This window comes from Paenibacillus sp. NPDC101420, from assembly GCF_050277435.1.
Taxonomy (GTDB): domain Bacteria; phylum Bacillota; class Bacilli; order Paenibacillales; family Paenibacillaceae; genus Paenibacillus_AQ.
Genome location: NZ_JBNNSE010000006.1, coordinates 257,644 through 274,327, shown reverse-complemented (window position 1 = coordinate 274,327; position 16,684 = coordinate 257,644). Strand labels below are relative to the sequence as shown.

The window sequence follows — 16,684 nt, the reverse complement described above, 5'->3', positions numbered from 1 at the left end:
CTGTTTTTATTACTAAATAGATAATCATCTCTTATTTATTTCTAATGCGCTCACTCGCTAAGGTATCCATGGCATCCATGGTTCCGGTAGCTTGAGCCAAATTTCTCGCCTCTTGTTGATCAGCTGCCCGGAGCGCATCACTTTCCTTTACACTGCCATCATAATTTCGATTCTCAGCTGTATTCATATTCGCAATTTCCTCAAAACGGTCTGCGTTCAGACTATTATGCTGTACGAAGATCCGCTTCACTTCTTCCTCTTTCTGCTCGCCCTCCACATCCACCATTACAAGAATATGGCCTTCATCTACATAGTTATCGTAACGCTTGGCTTCCTCTTCAGGAATGCCAAGTCCAATAAGACCGCCAACTAATCCACCGCTGCCTGCACCTATTGCCGCTCCAGCAAGTGTTGCCGCAAGCGGTCCGGCTGCAATGATCGGCCCGATGCCTGGAATAGCCAGAGCGCCTATCCCCATCAAGAGCCCAGTTAATCCACCCAGCAGACCACCCGTAGCTGCACCAGTAGCTATTCCTTCCGGCGCTTGGGTCCCTGATTCATCTCTAAGCGTATCCGCACTCTCTGAATTTCTCGCGATAATCGATATGTCCTCTGTTCTGCAGCCTTGACGTTTCAACTCTTCAATAGCCCTCGAAGCTTCGTATTCGGCAGCAAAGACACCCACTATTCTCTTATTCATCTCCATTACCTCCTAGTGATCGAAGTTAGCTCATACGTTCAGCTTCATAGCTTACTTAACCAAACTGGGCAGGGATAAACTTCTATCTCAGAATTCATAAAGTATTCCAAGTAATGTCCCTGCTAAAATATACTGTATAATAAAAGAAGACGGGCAAATTTGCCCTTGGTTAACTCTATAAAAGAAAGAGACTGAAGCATTCATGGCGATATTTAATTATAATTCTGAGCGTCCCTTCAGAGGTAATCCCGATCTGCATCTCCATTACTGGGGGCGGGAGCAGTGTCTACCTGGGCATTTTTTCGGACCCGGAGTTCGTGACGTGTACAAAATACATTTCATTCATGAGGGAACTGGAAAGGTATCTGTAGGTGAACAAACCCATATCCTGCAAGCGGGACAAGCTTTTCTTACCTACCCTCATATCGTTACTTCTTATGCAGCGGACCTGACCAATCCTTGGATCTATTCCTGGGTAGCCTTTACCGGAGAACAGGTATCATATATTTTATCCAAAACCTCCTTGACCCCTGAGCAGCCAATCTTCCCGATGGATAAACAGCTTATGCCTAATCTCTACGAACGCCTGACAGAAGCAGCCGACAATTCGGATTGTCTTGACCTGCCGCTAAAAGCGATCATGTATGAGTTTTTCTCCCTCTTGCTACAAGCGGTGCCAGCTGTTCCGGATGTACTACCTTTACCGCGTCAAAAGAGTATTTACGTCGAGCAAAGTCTCCACTTTTTGCATACACATTATTGTGAGAACATTTCGGTGGAAATGCTGTCTTCTTCTCTCAAGCTGGATCGCAAATATTTATCTTCCTTGTTCAAACGGACCATTGGTATGCCACCACAGCAGTATTTATTGAATTACCGTGTCGCTAAAGCATGCGAGCTTCTGACAGAAACCCTCTGTACTATCGGTGAGATCTCGCGTTCCGTCGGCTATCAGGACCCCTTACTCTTTTCGCGAATGTTCAAGAAGGTGAAAGGTTGTTCTCCAAAAGAATACCGTATCCGTCATCTCGAAAATGACATTGTGCTATAAACTTCTTCCTTGCTGACATACGTTTGTCCGGGATCTTTCGCTACAATAAGGACGTAACGTAATCAGAAAAAAAGTCTTTTTAGGAGGAAATAATGATGTATAACGCAAGCGCTACCAGATATGACAATATGAAATATAACCGCACTGGAAAAAGCGGTCTACTCCTTCCGGCGATCTCGCTAGGACTTTGGCATAACTTTGGCGGAAACGACTTATTCGAGAATGGTCGCGCCATGGCAAGAAGAGCTTTCGATCTTGGAATCACTCATTTTGATCTCGCTAATAACTACGGTCCTCCAGCTGGCTCCGCAGAAGAAAGCTTTGGTCAAATCCTTAAGAAGGATCTTGCTCCTTATCGTGATGAAATGGTCATCTCGACTAAAGCCGGATATTATATGTGGGCCGGTCCTTATGGCGAATGGGGCTCCAAGAAATATCTCGTCTCCAGTCTAGACCAAAGCTTGAAACGTATGGGCCTTGATTATGTAGATATTTTCTACCATCACCGTCCAGATCCGAATACACCACTGGAAGAAACTATGGCTGCGCTGGATCTTATTGTACGTCAAGGTAAAGCGCTGTATGTTGGGATTTCGAATTACAACCCTGAACAGACACGTGAAGCGGCACAAATTCTGCGTCGACTTGGAACGCCATGCCTGATTCATCAACCTAACTACTCCATGATGTCCCGCTGGATTGAAGATGGCTTGCAGGATGTATTAACTGAGGAGGGTATCGGATCGATTGTGTTCTCTCCACTACAAGGAGGCATTCTGACCGACCGCTATCTTAACGGAATTGCTCCTGATTCTCGCGCTGCTGGACCAAGTGTATTCCTGTCCGAAGATGCCATTACGGAAGAGAAGATCGCTAAAGTTCGCAAACTGAACGAGATTGCTGCTGCACGTGGACAAAAAATGTCTCAGCTAGCGTTATCTTGGGTACTCCGCGGAGGTAAAGTCACTTCAGCTTTGATCGGTGCAAGTAAGGTGAGCCAGATTGAAGATGCAGTCGCTTCCTTGAATGCACCGGAGCTAAGCGCAGAAGAGCTGGAGCAAATCGAGACGATTTTGCGAGGATAATTATAGATTAAACCATAAAGACGGCCAATGAGGTCAGGCAGCTTAAGCTGCTCTGGCATTTCATTGGCCGTTTTTTTAAACATTTTAGATTAAAGCTTGGAGATCAATTGCACTCATTAGTATGACAACCATTTCCTGACGAGAAATTGCCTTCTCAGGTGCAAACTTCTGCGCACAGCGTTTATAACAAAGTTCAATTCAAGTACTACATTATCTGGCACGTCCGTTTTCTCATCTCACTACAGTATATAAATGAAGTCAACTTTAAAGTCAAAATAATAAGCCTACTCCGAAGAATAGGCTTGATTGAAAGATATTTATGTTCGAGTTCCTAGTCTACGTAGGCTTCTGACAGTATATAATTGCTACTGTTATAGGTCTCTACATCATATGAAAAATAGACGTAAACAGTACTGAGAGCATTAAAGTCTTTCGGCTGAAAAGAGAAGCTGAAACGTTGGAAATACTCATTTTTATCACTGATAAGCCCAACCTCAATATCAGAAAGTTTAGCATTCTGTAAAGCCTTTGCAAAGGAATTGAGAGTTGATGCCGAATTCGCTTTTTTTGTGCCTGTTACCAAATCAGAATAATTATTTATAAAGTAGTCATCACCCAAAGAAGTTCCCGAATTCTCACGAGAAGTGGATACATTTTTCGATAAATAAGCGGCGTAGTTGGAAGTATCTCCACTTAATAGGGAATCTCCGTACATTTTAAGAAGAATCACAGCTTGTTCCTTTAATTTACTAGTCATTTGTGATGTAGTTCCAGAAAGTACCTTGATATCACTAGAAGTCGATGATGTGCTTGTACTTGGAGATGTGACCGGAGTCGATGATGTGCTTGTACTCGGAGGTGCGACTGAGGTCGTCGCATCATTATAAGGAATCCCGTTTGCGGAACCACTATCCAGTGAAATCACTTGTGTTGCGCTGTTCAACGACAAGTTGACACCAAGAGCCTCTGCTGTAGAACGTAATGGTAAATAGGTAGTACCGTTGTAGACAAGCGCGGAGAGATTCTTTCCATTACCATCTTTTGGTTGCCATGAATTACCATCGACTTTGAACTTGATATTTGAATTTAAAGCGGCTTGGATCTTTGTGATACCATTTGCTGCTCCCGCTCCAACTACCCCGAACACTAAGCTGCATACTACTAATGAACTGATGAATACTGACTTCTTCACTTGCATAGACATATTACCCCCTAGATGTAATTGATGTATCCCTTAGTATGTAGAACATTAGGTTAACCGTTGGGTTACTAATGGATTATCTCAGTACGATTCTTCTGAACCAAATAACTTTTTCATACCGTTCGCTGAATACCTCCCACAACCTTCTTCAAAAAAGGAGTTCCTGCAGTAGAATGAAAACCGCAGACAATCCTCTCCTCATTAAATATGTATGCAATGGAAATACTTACCTATGGTAAGGTATAATCTAACAAATGACAATGCATTTTTTAATATACACCATGTTATTTTCGACTATCATCCACTTTCTTCAACATACCAATCATTGTGATGAACACCAACACCCCGATCACTCCGACATCCAGTCCAATCCAATCTGCAAATTATATTGATGTACATATTTACATATACAGAAGGGAATAGAACCGCAAAACCACCACCACCAACATAAGAATAATAAGGATACTGGCAAGAGTAGAGAGACATTGATCGCTTCCAGCGTAGCCGTTACTCCATAGAGCACAGCAGACAACGCCAAAAAGGAACGGGTATAAAAATACCCCGCTCCTATAGATCCAGCAACGATAAAAATAAGTAAGGTGTAAAAAGGTAGCTTTTCAAGTTTAAGTGTTGTCATCAGAACTACTCTTGTTCGACAGGATTCACCGGAATCCCTTCTATCCTACTCACCCAAATATCTGCGTAATATACACCATAATCAATAATCCAAAGATAAACGAATACGTCGAAGGCCGTTCGTAACCATGACCATGACTCTCTGGAATAAGTTCCTTATAGACGATGAATAGCATAGCCCCGGCGGCAAAAGCAAGACCATAGCCCACTACATTCTGTAGGTAACTCGCCGTAAAATACCCAATAACCGCAGATACCATTTCCATAAGTCCGGTAAGCGTAACGATTCCCAATGCTTTTAACTTAGTTGTTCTAGAATTCATCAGAAAGACTGCGAGAATCAATCCTTCAGGCATATTTTGCGCACCAATCGCTATGGCCACGGTGGGACCCAGACTCGCCTGCTCACTGGCATAACTGAATCCCGTACTAAGACCTTCTGGTATATTGTGAATGAACAATGCAATCAAAACGAGCAACGCCTTGGAATCCATATTGGTATATCCGGGTTTATTCTCCACGTCGATATGCGGGATGTTCTTTTCAATTAAATCAAGCAGTAGAACTCCTGTAATCAGGCCCAAGGTTAATGCGATAATTCCCGATTCTTTAATCGCTTGCGGCATGAGTCCAAATGTAGAAGCCGATACCATTATACCTGCAGTAAAAGCAACTAGAACGTCCTTCCATTTCTCAGATAACCTCTTCACGAACAGGATCGGAAACGCTCCAAGAACCGTAGCCATTGCTGATACAAAGCTGCCAATAAGCGCAGATTCCAAACCTTCAACTCCTTCATTACAATTCTGATAGACCAACATATGTTAACACAAAAAGTATTATTACTTCTATATAGCTTTTCCGAATAGTACGCTAATCATAAAAAGACCCCCATAGGCTCGATTCATACCCTAAGGAGGTCTTTGTCTAACATATAATTATGCGATTCTATTACACTAGCTTCTTCCGAATCATGCCGGAAATCAGATCAATAATCGTAATCATCGCAATGATACCTAGCAGGATAATTCCGACACGGTCCCAATTCCGTGAACTGAGGGCGAAGATTAACGGTGTGCCAATCCCGCCTGCTCCAATCACACCCAGAATCGTAGCTGAGCGAACGTTAATTTCGAATCTGTATAAAGTGTAGGATAGAAAGCCTGGCAATACCTGCGGCACAACAGCAAACCATAACACCTGCATGCGGCTGGCACCAGAAGAGATTAAGGCTTCGAGTGGACCGTTATCAATATTCTCAATCTCATCCGCGAACAATTTGCCGAGCATGCCGACAGAATGCAGTCCTAGAGCCAGTACACCCGCAAATGAACCCGGTCCAACAGCCTTGATGAACAGCAAAGCCATAATGATCTCAGGGAATGTCCGTATAAAGCTTAATATTAGCTTGCCGGAGCCCGAAATCGCCTTTCCCTTGCTCATGTTGACCGCAGCCCAAAAAGCAAAGGGGATACATATGAAGGTCGAGATAAAAGTCCCTAAAATTGAAATAGCCAACGTCTCAAGTAATCCTCGAAGCAGATCCTCCCCATCTGGTAAATAAACGAAGGCCCAGTCAGGAGAGAATATCCCGGCAAAGATGGCCTTAGTAATGATCCCAGCGGTTTCTTTAAATCCATTAAACGGCACTCCCGAAAAAGCCCAGATGTACACTGCCGCTAATGCTACATAAATCAGCCATCGGAAACGATTTTTACGAGGTTTGGGTACTAGGGTATTCCATGATTTACTCATATTAATTTCTCCCGCAGCTTAGTGCTTACATAATCAATAATCAAGACTACTGCTAATGTGAACAAGATGATGGTGCAAGTCTTATCGTATTCTAAAAAGCCTAATGTCACTTCATAGTAATGGCCGATTCCACCCGCGCCTACCAAACCTAAAACTGCTGCAGCACGGACATTAATCTCAAAGGCATACAACACATAAGACATGAAATGAGCCTGTACCTGCGGAATGACGCCGAACATAATTCGTTGAGTCTTATTCGCTCCGACTGAAGTCATTGCTTCCAAAGGTCCCTGTTCAATCGTCTCCAACGATTCATAGGTAAGCTTGGCGATCAGCCCTAGCGAAAATACCGTCAAAGCAAATATTCCCGGAAGCGCACCGAGGCCAAAAATGGCGACAAAAATAGAAGCCAGCAGTAGATCGGGAATTGTGCGGATCAAATTCAGCAGCATACGTACCGGATAATGAAGCCATCGGCTTTGCGTAATATTGCTTGCACACAGCAGGGCAATGGGAACCGCCAGAATGGCACCAAACGTTGTACCGACCAATGCCATCCGGATCGTCTCCAGCATCGCATCTATAATATTGTCAAAATACCCCCAGTTTGGAGGGAACATTTCCTTAAGCAGATCCAGCATATTTGGCAGACCGGAGATCAGCTCTCCAATGGATGAATCGGTCAAGACCGCACTTCTCCACAGTAATACTACTAATATAATGGCTGTAAAATAATGCTTTATCTTCCTTGGTGGTTTGGGATGTAGCTTCTCTGCATTCACACTCATATCACATGCCTCCGCTTACAGGCTCACCTAACAACTCATCCTGATGAATCGGTCTGCCGTAAATCTCAGCAAATTTCTCATCGGTGGCCTCGGATACAGGACCATCGAAGACCACTTCTCCTGCCCGGAGCCCAATAATCCGGGTGGCATATTCTCTAGCGAGGTCGATAAAATGCAAATTCACGATGGTCGTAATCCCAAGCTCCATATTAATCTTTTTCAAATCATCCATAACCTGCTTGGTCGTCAGTGGATCCAGTGAAGCGACAGGTTCATCTGCAAGGATAATTTGCGCCTCCTGCGCAAGAACACGAGCAATAGCCACGCGCTGCTGCTGACCTCCAGATAGTTGATCTGCACGTGTGTAGGCCTTCTCAGCAATATTGACCCGATCGAGAGACTCAAAAGCTAAATCAATATCCTTCTGTGGGAATTTGCCAATTATCGTCCGTATTGTGGAATGATAGCCGACCCGCCCTGCCAATACATTACGAAGCACAGTCGTACGTTTCACCAAGTTGAAGCTTTGGAAGATCATTCCGATATTTCTACGGATCATTCGGAGCTGGCTCCCCTTTGCCTTCGTGATGGATTGCCCATTTATAAGAATATCGCCTTCTGAAATATCATGAAGCCGGTTAATGGAACGTAGCAGGGTTGACTTTCCAGCACCCGAAAGACCAACAATAGCTACAAATTCTCCAGCTGGAATAGTCAGGTTAATGTTGTTTAAGCCTTTGGTTCCGTTTAGATACGTCTTGGACACATTACGAAGCTCTATCATGAAAATCATTCCTTTTTGTGTTTTCGTATATTCGTATAAAAGAGATAGCCAGGTCCGGGGGGGGAATCCGGAGCTGGCTATCCTTAGTTCCTGTTATACACCAACATCGTTGTATCCTTGAACGGCCTGAACTACTCTGTTTTTACTTTATTGTTGTATTCACGAACAATGTCAAAGTTGCTATCTTGTGACTTCACATAACCTTCATGCGAGTAAATATCTTTGATAATCTCATGTCCTTCTTTGTCAGCAGCGATATCAATAAACGCCTGCTGAATCTTCTCAATCCATTCCTTATTCATATCTGAACGGACCGAAATCGTGTCGTTAGGGATTTTATCAGTAAAAGCGAGAACACGAGTATCTTCAAATACTTTCGGATAATCCTTAACGACTATATTACGAGCATCCTGGAAAATAGCTGCGGCATCTACATCACCGTTCAGTACAGCAAGAACGCCTTGGTCATGTCCCTTAACCGTGATAGCTTGTACATCCTTCAACGGATCAAGTCCTGCATCCATTAGTGTTGCAGCCGGCCACACAAAACCTGCTGAGGATGTAACGTTTTGATAAGCGATTTTTTTGCCTTTCAAATCGGCAACGGATTGGATCGCAGAATCTTTCTTAACGATAATCATAGATTTATAGAAGTCAGCCAATTCATCTGTCGGAGCACCCGTTTCATCATTTACACCAAAACGTTGAGCTTGAAGAATAACTTCAGCAGCTCCTTTTTCTTTTGCCAATACGTAAGCTGTTGGAGGAAGGAAACCTAAATCTACTTTTTTGGAAGCCATAGCTTCGATAACAGTGTTGTAATCAGTAGAGACACTTACTTCTACAGGAATACCGAGTTTATCACCCAGTAATTTTTCAAGAGGTTTCGCCTTAGCTTCGAGCGTATCCGCATTTTGGGAAGGGACAAATTGTACTGTGAGCTTCTCTGGAACATAACCCTCTGCTACAGGAGCTGCCGTTTCCTTCGGTGCATTTGCTCCATCCGTCGATCCTTGGTTTGCAGTATTAGCAGTGTTATTAGCACCACAACCACTAAGCAAAGTAATAGACATCATTAGCGGCAATACGAATTTACTTATTTTTCTCAAACGAAAGACCTCCACTGTTCTCTTTTTTTTAGTACTTCTAGACTATAAATATTTTGTATTAAATCTAAGGCCTCTAACTATTAAATATATGTAAAATTTATTTCAATCTCTTAAAATTTCCAAATTATCTGATAGAATGAGGTCTGAACTTATTATCCGTAGGAGGCTACCCATGAATAAAGACAACACCTTAACCTGCGAAATCCTCATAACAAGTGATCTACATGGGCATTTAGGGCCCATTGATTACCGCACGGGTGAGAAACAACAAAAAGGCTTAGCAACCATTGCTAGCCTTATTAAACAAGAAAGATCCCATTGTCCAGAGCTAATACTTCTCGATAACGGTGATCTTATTCAAGGTACACCGCTAGCTTATTATGCAGCCACACAGTACAGTGACGAACTAAATCCAGGCATAGCTGCATTGAATGAATTGAAATATGACGCTGCAATTATTGGCAACCATGAATTTAATTTTGGTAAGCCACTGCTTAATAAAGCCATTCAGGATTCAAAATTCCCTTGGTTATCTGCTGGAATTATAGATCGCGCGACATGTAAACCTGCATTTGGTAGACCCTATATCATCAAATGGATAGACAAAAAAATCAAAGTAGCCATTCTAGGAGTTACCACACATTACATTCCCCACTGGGAGAATCCTGTCCATATAGAAGGACTTCAATTCAAGGATTCGTTAGAGACTGTAAAGATTTGGTGTGCCACTATTAGAGAAGAAGAACAGCCCGATTTACTCGTTGTAGCTTATCATGGCGGGTTCGAGCGCGACCTCCTTAGTGGTGAACCTGTAGAGAGACTAACTGGAGAGAATCAAGCCTATGCAATGTGCACAGAGGTTGAAGGCTTAGATGTATTAATTACCGGACATCAGCATCGCTTCATAGCTAGTGAGCTAAATGGTGTGACGATCATACAGCCTGGTTGTAATGGACATTCCCTCGGTAAGATTTCAGTAGTCTTTCAAAAAGAAAACGAACGTTGGAAGATTAAGAGTAAACAAGCCGAACTCCTTGCTGTAGACGACAAGACCGCTGTAGATGATACAATTCTAGAGCTTAGCAGCACGCTTGAATCAGAAACAGAAGCCTGGTTGGATGAGAGAATAGGTACAGTTATCGGTGACCTTTCTATTTCTAGTGCAGATGAATGCCGATTGGCTGACCATCCCTTTATAGAATTTATGAATAAGGTACAAATGGAAGCTACAGGTGTAGAGATCTCGACAGCAGCTTTACTCAGCAACGATTGCAAGGGCTTCAGTAACACCATTACCCGGAGAGATATTCTTTCCAACTTCATTTATCCTAACACGCTAACTGTGCTAAGACTGACCGGACAAGATATAAAAGAGGCACTGGAACAAACCGCCAACTATTTTCAAAAGGATCTAGAGGGAAATGTAATTGTTAACCCTGCTTATGTAGAACCTAAATCGCAACATTACAATTATGATATGTGGGAAGGCATCCACTACGAGCTTCATGTCAATAAACCTGTAGGCAAAAGAGTCCTCCATCTGCTGCATCGTGGGCAGCCTGTGGAGGACTCTAAGGAATATGATGTTGTTATGAACAACTATAGAGCAAGCGGCGGTGGAGATTATGAGATGTATAAGGGCAAGCCGATTATCAAAGAAGTACTGATCGACATGTCTGAAATTGTCACGAATTACATTGAAAAACGCGGCCAAATTGAAGCTACCTGTGATCACAACTGGAGAGTTGTTTAGGTCGTACTGATGAATGCCTCAATATCGGTTTCAATCAGCATTAAAGCACCTCTCCAAAAATCAATGGAGTGTACATCAATATCCATAAACTTTGCTACATCTGCAATATTATGCTTGCTGGTAGCACTAAGGAACTGACGATACCGGGCGACAAACTCCTCGCCCTTTTTTAAATATTCTGCGTAGAGTCCTTTAGCGAATAACAGTCCGAAAGAATACGGGAAGTTCATAAATTCATAACCAGCCATAAAATATCCGGCCTTGTTCATCCACATGTAAGGATGGATCGTATCAGGATCAATGCTCTCACCGTAAGCTTCCACCATACAAGCAATCATCAGTTCGTTCAGCTCTTGAACAGGAAGCGGACCCGAGGTTCTTCTCTCATATAGTTTAAGCTCAAATAAATAACGGGCATAGAAGTCTACAAGATAATACCCAGCATCGGAAATACTTCTCTCCAATATAAGCTGCGTTTCCTTCTTGGTCGAACTAGTGAGTAGTGCCTGATTTACGATCGTCTCGCAAAAGATCGAAGCCGTTTCGGCAATCGGTATCGGATAATCTGTGTTCAGCATCGTTTCTTCTCCCAGACAGGAGCTATGATATGCATGGCCGAGCTCATGGGCAAGAATACTAATATCTATAGCATTTCCAGTGAACTGTGTCATGATTCTGCTCTCGCCTATCGGAAAAATATCAATGCAGAGCCCATATCCACCCTTACCCGCTCTAGGTTCTGCATCAATCCATTGCTGATCAAAAGCCTTTTGAGCTAAATTGGCCAATTCCTCGCTAAAGGTTCCGAAGCTAGAGACAATTGTTTTTTGAGCATCTTCGTAAGAGATTTTTACACTTTCTTCGCCAATCGGTGCAAAAATATCGTAAAAAGGCAGCTTTGTGGAATGTCCCAGCCGTTCGGCTTTCTTTTGATAATAGGTATGAAAAGCTGGCAAACTCTCCTGAAGAGCGGCGAGCATTGCCGATAAAGTTTCACTGTCCATTCGCGATGCCACTAACACCTTTTCCAGAGAAGATTGATATCCACGCATGCCATTAATCGTTAGCGCCTCACCACTTATTCCATTCATGCAAGCTGCACAAACCCCAGCAATACGACTGCAAGCTTCAGCCTCGGCTTCATAAGCCGCTTTTCTTAATTTAGCGTTATTCTCATAGGCCATACTCCTTAGTTCCGCAAGCGTTACTTTCTTAGTTTCCCCTTGTATTACCACATCTGCAAGTGTACTCGATACGCTCTCCATGTAGAGCCTTCCCCACGCTTTGGAACCCGTGCTCTGCATTCTGGCAATCGCAACTTCTACTTCCTCATTTAACACATAACGGGATTGCAGAAGAAGCTCCTTTAAATAAAATTGATGTTTCAAAAGATAAGTTGAGCTAACGATAAGCTCATCTATGTGTTCACAAGTGCTAATCCATCGTTTAAAACCCGCAACTACCCCAGCAATCTCTGAGCTCATATGTTCAATATCATCAGCAAGATTCATGGCTTCCTCAGAACTGCTGTCTGCGCTAAGGGTTAACTCTGCATAGGCTAATAAACATACATATACGCTTTTATAATCGTTGTAGAGTCTTAGAAAGTCCTCGATCCCTGCGACGGAAACACCCTCAAGCTTTAGATTGCCCTCAGCCCAGGCTTTCAAATCTATAATAAGTTGACCGAGTAGCTCACGATCGCCTTTTAACTTCTCTGACTCAAAGGAAGGATATAAGCTATCCAGATTCCATGTCATATTCATTTGTGAACCTCTCCTCTACTTCTTTGGCCATCCCTGATTTCTTCATTATACCGTCCTTAGTGGGTAAAATCTGTATACTACCTATGTTTTCGGGATGGCGCAAGAACAAAAAAAAAGGACCCTGCCAACGTATGGCAGGGTCAAGGTCTATATTATAAGGGGGTTATGTGATTACTATAACCCTCTTAGCTTAAAAGAATATGAATAGTAGATAAAGATTGGCTTAATCTACAGATCTCTGTCCTCTTCATCAACAAAAAAAGGACCCTGCCAACGTCCGGCAGGGTCAAGGTCTATATTTAAGGGGGTTATGTGATTACTATAACCCCCTTAGCTTAAAACGATATGAATAGTACCTAAAGATTAGCTTAATCTGAAATCATCCCTTATTGGCTTAAAGCTGAAGGGTTATTTCTGGCCTTAGTAATCTGAATCCCAATATAAATAATTAGAAACAGCACCATGAACCCAGCAGAATAACGATACATCATCCCATAATCGGATGCCGCCGAGATTGCCCCAAGAATAATGGCCCCACTGGCTACCCCTAAATCTGTTGAGTTATAAAACATACTGTTCGCCATACCATACTGTGCAGGTGTAGATGTCCGAAGCATCCAAGCCTGTATAGTAGGCTGGATAGCTCCAAAGCCGAGTCCATACAGCAATGCGGATATAATGAGCATTGGCATGGATGTTGTATACGAGAGCACTGTTAAGCTCGCGACGACACAAACCGCTGCGGGAATCAGAACAGCAGCCGGACCTCTTTTATCAAATAATCTGCCGGAAATAGGTCTAATAATGATGATCGTAATCGCGTTAAATAAGAAGAACAAACCCACTTGCTCTAAATGCACCGATTCGCCGAACAAAGCGATAAAGCTAAGCAATCCACCATAAGTGATCGCGAGTAAGACATTCAGTATTGCAGGCAATACTAACTTTGTATTAAAAGGAACCTTGAGTGGTTTGGATGGTGCAATGGATCGCTCAATAGGCTGTTTTTTCGGTACAGCTGGAAGTGAACGTGAGAACAATAAGACTGGAAAGGCAAGAAGCAAGGTGAATGTTCCGATCATCGCCAGTGTTCCAAACCCCGATTGCTTCATTACGTTCAAACCAATCATAGGGCCAATGGACATTGCAAGACTGGTTGATAAGCCGAAATAGCCGATCCCTTCGCCCATTCTTTTGCTAGGAATAATCTGTGAAACAATCGTGGGAATAATCGTGCTGGCAATCCCGAACCCAATCCCATAGCCTACCCGCATCAGCAATAGTGACCCGATTGAGTCTGCTACCACATAAAGACCGGTTATGGCGGCCGCGATGGCTAAACCAATATATAGTAGTACATTGCGGCTAACCCTCCGCATCAGAAAAGCAGTCATAAAACGTGAAGCAATCGCAGTTAGCGCAAATACACTTGTAACCAAGCTGACCATAATATCTCCGGCTTGAAATTCACTTTTAACATAAGACGGAAATGAAGATAGCAGCATCTGTAAATTCATAAATAAAAATAAAGCACTAAACGTTAAAGCAATAAAAGACTTGGTCCATAGTTTCGTACGTAGTTCTTGTTGTTCTGGCATAACTTACGTTCCTACTCTCCATCATTTATTTGATCAATATGATTGTTTATTCTTAGCAGCAACCCCATGAGCAGCTCATATTCATCACTGGAAATACAGTTCATAATCTCATCTGTGACTTGATCCTCAATAGGAAAGGTCTCCTTAATCAGAGCTCTTCCTTTATCCGTAATATAAACCTTAAAAGAACGCCGATCATTCTCCCCGGTTCTTTTATAGACCAGTCCTTTTCCCTCCAAGTGATCCAGAATTCGCGTCGTAGTTGGTTTATCCTTACCCGAACGCTTCGCGATATCCTTCTGAATCAGCCCTTCCGTTCTGTCGACTTGAAAAAGCACTGACCATTGCTCAGGTGTTATATCATATTCCTTTAGCCCATTTTGGAATAACGCGCTTAATTTACGATAGGTCGTTCCCATCATAAATCCTAACGTAAGTTCGGATTGGTTATGCTTTGTCGTCATGATCAGACCTCTTCTCATTTCATCTTCTTTTTAATAGTTGCTTAAACAATTATATTCTAGACAACTAAATTTGTAAAGGTGAGACAAAATTATAAACTAACTATTATTAAGTTGCTTGACAAAGTAAACTAAACACGGTATTATTATCTCATGTTAAAGATACTTAATTTAAAGACAACTAGAGCGTAACCCGCTTAATATTATTTATTTAAAGGTTGTGTAATTCATGGGATTTCTAGACAAACTATTTGGTAGAACAAAAATCGAGGAGGAACAAACAATGTCTAAATTAAACATCGGAATCATTCTGGGAAGTACTCGTCAAGGTCGTTTAAGCCCACAAGTAGGGGAATGGGTTAAAAAGGTAGCAGATGCACGTGGAGATGCTAATTATGAGATCGTAGATATCGCGGACTTCAAACTTCCACTAATGGGAGAAGTTGATGCCACTGAACAAGCAACCGCTTGGAATACAAAGCTTGCTACATTAGACGGTTTCGTATTTATCGTTCAAGAGTACAACCACAGTATTTCCGCATCACTGAAAAATGCACTCGATTACGCACGTGAAGCTTGGAACAACAAAGCAGCGGGTATCGTAAGTTATGGTTCTGTAGGCGGCGCTCGTGCAGCTGAGCATTTACGTGGAATTTTGGGAGAACTGTCAGTAGCAGACGTTCGTGTACATCCGGCCCTGTCACTGTTCACTGATTTCGAGAACGGTTCTGTGTTCAAACCAGCGGATCTTCACCTGACCAATGTAAACGGCATGCTTGATCAAGTATTGGCTTGGAGCGGTGCGCTCAAGACGCTTCGTTAAGATCACCCGCTTTAATATTATGAAATACACCTCTTAGAATAGACATTGATAAACCTATGGTTTGTCCGGTCGATTCTAAGGGTGTATTTTTTGTGTGTGATGAAATGACCACCTTGTATAGAATCTTTTCTCGCATAATCGGCGAGGATTTCAATCTACAACAAGGAGCAATGATCATATGGTTTGCGCTTGCATTATTAACAGCTCTCGCTTGGGGAGGGCGAGTGTTTGGGGTGAAGTGCCCGGGCCATAGCATCCATATAGCTCTGAACGGCGCGCTGACTCACTTCCGCTTCTGGAACGAATATTTCGAAAAGATGAAAACATCCGGGATACAGGTGAAATTCGATATCTACACCTGCATGCGCAAGTCGTGTTACATATTCGATAGTCTCATCTCGGAATAAATCAAGCTGACCTACACATGTATAGGTTGGTGGCAGTCCAGCTAAATTCTCCGCTCTCGTTGGTACCGCATAGGAAGTTATCCTACTGGCATCGTTCTCCTCGCCCAGGTACATGTTCCAAGCCGTTAAGTTGTCCGTCCGGTTCCAGATTGCACCTTCTTCCGTAATCTCATGGCTTGATGGCGTAGTGTTACGGTTGTCGAGCATCGGGTACAACGGCATCTGAAAGATAATGGATGGTCCACCTTTGTCTCGTGCCATCAGCGCAAGTGCTGCTGTCAGCCCGCCGCCACCGCTTGCACCAGCAATCGCAACCCGATTCTCATCAATGCCAAGCGATTCCGCCTCCTCCGTCATCCATACTAAGCCAGCATAACAATCTTCGATTGCAGCTGGATAGGGGTGCTCGGGTGCCAGCCTATAATCAACCGACACGACAACACATCTAGCCGTCTGAACAAAGCGTTCACACAACTCATCATCCATATCAGGATGTCCCAACACGTATCCGCCACCGTGAATCCACAACATAGCTGGAAGCTTGTCAGCATTTCGCCCAGCAGGTTCATAAATTTTTACCATTATCTCCCCTGCAACACCCGGAATTTTTCGACTGGTTGTGTTTACATGCTCTGACCTCTTCAGTGACGGAGCCGACACTAAACTTCTGCTCCACTCTAAATTCTCTTCCAATTGAAACCCTGGAAATTGTGAATATGCCTCTCTTAATTCTGGTAGTATACGTTTATCGATACTCAAGAAAATCC

At 43.0% G+C, this 16,684-nt stretch carries 16 protein-coding genes; 4 read left to right on the top strand and 12 right to left on the bottom strand.

The window, feature by feature from the left end:
- Positions 1–31: 31 nt before the first annotated feature.
- A complete protein-coding gene (locus ACQKMP_RS24080) occupies positions 32–700 on the bottom strand; it encodes a general stress protein (protein WP_427471410.1) in 669 nt (222 codons plus the stop codon).
- 202 nt (positions 701–902) lie between these two features.
- Here ACQKMP_RS24080 and ACQKMP_RS24075 point away from each other — a divergent pair, with 202 nt between their 5' ends.
- Together ACQKMP_RS24075 and ACQKMP_RS24070 are read left to right on the top strand one after the other, a co-directional pair.
- Positions 903–1,751, top strand: coding sequence for an AraC family transcriptional regulator (locus ACQKMP_RS24075; protein ID WP_076283977.1), 849 nt, complete (start codon positions 903–905; stop codon positions 1,749–1,751).
- Positions 1,752–1,846: 95 nt separating this feature from the next.
- On the top strand, positions 1,847–2,836 hold the full coding sequence (locus tag ACQKMP_RS24070) for an aldo/keto reductase (protein ID WP_371915722.1): 990 nt from the start codon (positions 1,847–1,849) through the stop codon (positions 2,834–2,836).
- A gap of 331 nt (positions 2,837–3,167) precedes the next feature.
- On the opposite strand, the gene ACQKMP_RS24065 is transcribed toward ACQKMP_RS24070, so the two are convergent.
- From ACQKMP_RS24065 to ACQKMP_RS24035, 7 genes are all read right to left on the bottom strand, one after another.
- Positions 3,168–4,034, bottom strand: a complete 867-nt coding sequence (locus ACQKMP_RS24065; protein WP_427471408.1) for a stalk domain-containing protein — start codon at positions 4,032–4,034, stop codon at positions 3,168–3,170.
- Between the two features lie 352 nt (positions 4,035–4,386).
- On the bottom strand, positions 4,387–4,674 hold the full coding sequence (locus ACQKMP_RS24060; protein ID WP_427471406.1) for a hypothetical protein: 288 nt from the start codon (positions 4,672–4,674) through the stop codon (positions 4,387–4,389).
- 49 nt (positions 4,675–4,723) lie between these two features.
- A complete protein-coding gene (locus tag ACQKMP_RS24055) occupies positions 4,724–5,455 on the bottom strand; it encodes a ZIP family metal transporter (protein ID WP_042185362.1) in 732 nt (243 codons plus the stop codon).
- Positions 5,456–5,624: 169 nt separating this feature from the next.
- Entirely contained in the window at positions 5,625–6,428 is an 804-nt protein-coding gene (gene phnE, locus ACQKMP_RS24050) for a phosphonate ABC transporter, permease protein PhnE (protein WP_042185360.1), read from the bottom strand.
- Positions 6,425–7,216, bottom strand: coding sequence for a phosphonate ABC transporter, permease protein PhnE (gene phnE, locus ACQKMP_RS24045; protein ID WP_042185358.1), 792 nt, complete (start codon positions 7,214–7,216; stop codon positions 6,425–6,427). The genes phnE (ACQKMP_RS24050) and phnE (ACQKMP_RS24045) overlap by 4 nt, the downstream gene beginning before the upstream one ends.
- Position 7,217: 1 nt before the next feature.
- Positions 7,218–8,000, bottom strand: coding sequence for a phosphonate ABC transporter ATP-binding protein (gene phnC / locus ACQKMP_RS24040; protein WP_149646544.1), 783 nt, complete (start codon positions 7,998–8,000; stop codon positions 7,218–7,220).
- A gap of 131 nt (positions 8,001–8,131) precedes the next feature.
- Positions 8,132–9,109 (bottom strand): phosphate/phosphite/phosphonate ABC transporter substrate-binding protein, encoded by a 978-nt coding sequence (locus tag ACQKMP_RS24035; protein WP_042185354.1) that lies wholly within the window; start codon positions 9,107–9,109, stop codon positions 8,132–8,134.
- Between the two features lie 172 nt (positions 9,110–9,281).
- Between ACQKMP_RS24035 and ACQKMP_RS24030 the strand changes: the two genes are divergently transcribed.
- Positions 9,282–10,862, top strand: a complete 1,581-nt coding sequence (locus ACQKMP_RS24030; protein WP_339245458.1) for a bifunctional metallophosphatase/5'-nucleotidase — start codon at positions 9,282–9,284, stop codon at positions 10,860–10,862.
- On the opposite strand, the gene ACQKMP_RS24025 is transcribed toward ACQKMP_RS24030, so the two are convergent.
- The 3 genes from ACQKMP_RS24025 to ACQKMP_RS24015 all read right to left on the bottom strand — a co-directional run bounded on the left by ACQKMP_RS24025 (position 10,859) and on the right by ACQKMP_RS24015 (position 14,690).
- The gene (locus tag ACQKMP_RS24025) at positions 10,859–12,628 is read right to left on the bottom strand and encodes a M3 family oligoendopeptidase (protein WP_427471402.1); all 1,770 of its coding nucleotides are present in this window, start codon (positions 12,626–12,628) and stop codon (positions 10,859–10,861) included. The genes ACQKMP_RS24030 and ACQKMP_RS24025 overlap by 4 nt on opposite strands.
- A 386-nt stretch (positions 12,629–13,014) precedes the next feature.
- Complete coding sequence (locus ACQKMP_RS24020) at positions 13,015–14,226, bottom strand: MFS transporter (protein ID WP_341126096.1); 1,212 nt, start codon at positions 14,224–14,226, stop codon at positions 13,015–13,017.
- An 11-nt stretch (positions 14,227–14,237) separates the two neighbouring features.
- A complete protein-coding gene (locus ACQKMP_RS24015; RefSeq protein ID WP_427471400.1) occupies positions 14,238–14,690 on the bottom strand; it encodes a MarR family winged helix-turn-helix transcriptional regulator in 453 nt (150 codons plus the stop codon).
- Between the two features lie 280 nt (positions 14,691–14,970).
- Between ACQKMP_RS24015 and ACQKMP_RS24010 the strand changes: the two genes are divergently transcribed.
- Complete coding sequence (locus ACQKMP_RS24010; protein ID WP_042124617.1) at positions 14,971–15,510, top strand: NADPH-dependent FMN reductase; 540 nt, start codon at positions 14,971–14,973, stop codon at positions 15,508–15,510.
- A 197-nt stretch (positions 15,511–15,707) separates the two neighbouring features.
- On the opposite strand, the gene ACQKMP_RS24005 is transcribed toward ACQKMP_RS24010, so the two are convergent.
- Complete coding sequence (locus tag ACQKMP_RS24005) at positions 15,708–16,676, bottom strand: alpha/beta hydrolase (protein WP_042185343.1); 969 nt, start codon at positions 16,674–16,676, stop codon at positions 15,708–15,710.
- Positions 16,677–16,684: the final 8 nt, after the last annotated feature.

What these genes read in the sequence shown, in the direction of transcription:
- ACQKMP_RS24080 (WP_427471410.1), bottom strand. Translation starts at nt 700, where the DNA reads ATGAATAAGAGAATAGTGGGTGTCTTTGCTGCCGAATACGAAGCTTCG.
- ACQKMP_RS24075 (WP_076283977.1), top strand. Translation starts at nt 903, where the DNA reads ATGGCGATATTTAATTATAATTCTGAGCGTCCCTTCAGAGGTAATCCC.
- ACQKMP_RS24070 (WP_371915722.1), top strand. Translation starts at nt 1,847, where the DNA reads ATGTATAACGCAAGCGCTACCAGATATGACAATATGAAATATAACCGC.
- ACQKMP_RS24065 (WP_427471408.1), bottom strand. Translation starts at nt 4,034, where the DNA reads ATGCAAGTGAAGAAGTCAGTATTCATCAGTTCATTAGTAGTATGCAGC.
- ACQKMP_RS24060 (WP_427471406.1), bottom strand. Translation starts at nt 4,674, where the DNA reads ATGACAACACTTAAACTTGAAAAGCTACCTTTTTACACCTTACTTATT.
- phnE (WP_042185360.1), bottom strand. Translation starts at nt 6,428, where the DNA reads ATGAGTAAATCATGGAATACCCTAGTACCCAAACCTCGTAAAAATCGT.
- phnE (WP_042185358.1), bottom strand. Translation starts at nt 7,216, where the DNA reads ATGAGTGTGAATGCAGAGAAGCTACATCCCAAACCACCAAGGAAGATA.
- phnC (WP_149646544.1), bottom strand. Translation starts at nt 8,000, where the DNA reads ATGATAGAGCTTCGTAATGTGTCCAAGACGTATCTAAACGGAACCAAA.
- ACQKMP_RS24030 (WP_339245458.1), top strand. Translation starts at nt 9,282, where the DNA reads ATGAATAAAGACAACACCTTAACCTGCGAAATCCTCATAACAAGTGAT.
- ACQKMP_RS24025 (WP_427471402.1), bottom strand. Translation starts at nt 12,628, where the DNA reads ATGAATATGACATGGAATCTGGATAGCTTATATCCTTCCTTTGAGTCA.
- ACQKMP_RS24020 (WP_341126096.1), bottom strand. Translation starts at nt 14,226, where the DNA reads ATGCCAGAACAACAAGAACTACGTACGAAACTATGGACCAAGTCTTTT.
- ACQKMP_RS24015 (WP_427471400.1), bottom strand. Translation starts at nt 14,690, where the DNA reads ATGACGACAAAGCATAACCAATCCGAACTTACGTTAGGATTTATGATG.
- ACQKMP_RS24010 (WP_042124617.1), top strand. Translation starts at nt 14,971, where the DNA reads ATGTCTAAATTAAACATCGGAATCATTCTGGGAAGTACTCGTCAAGGT.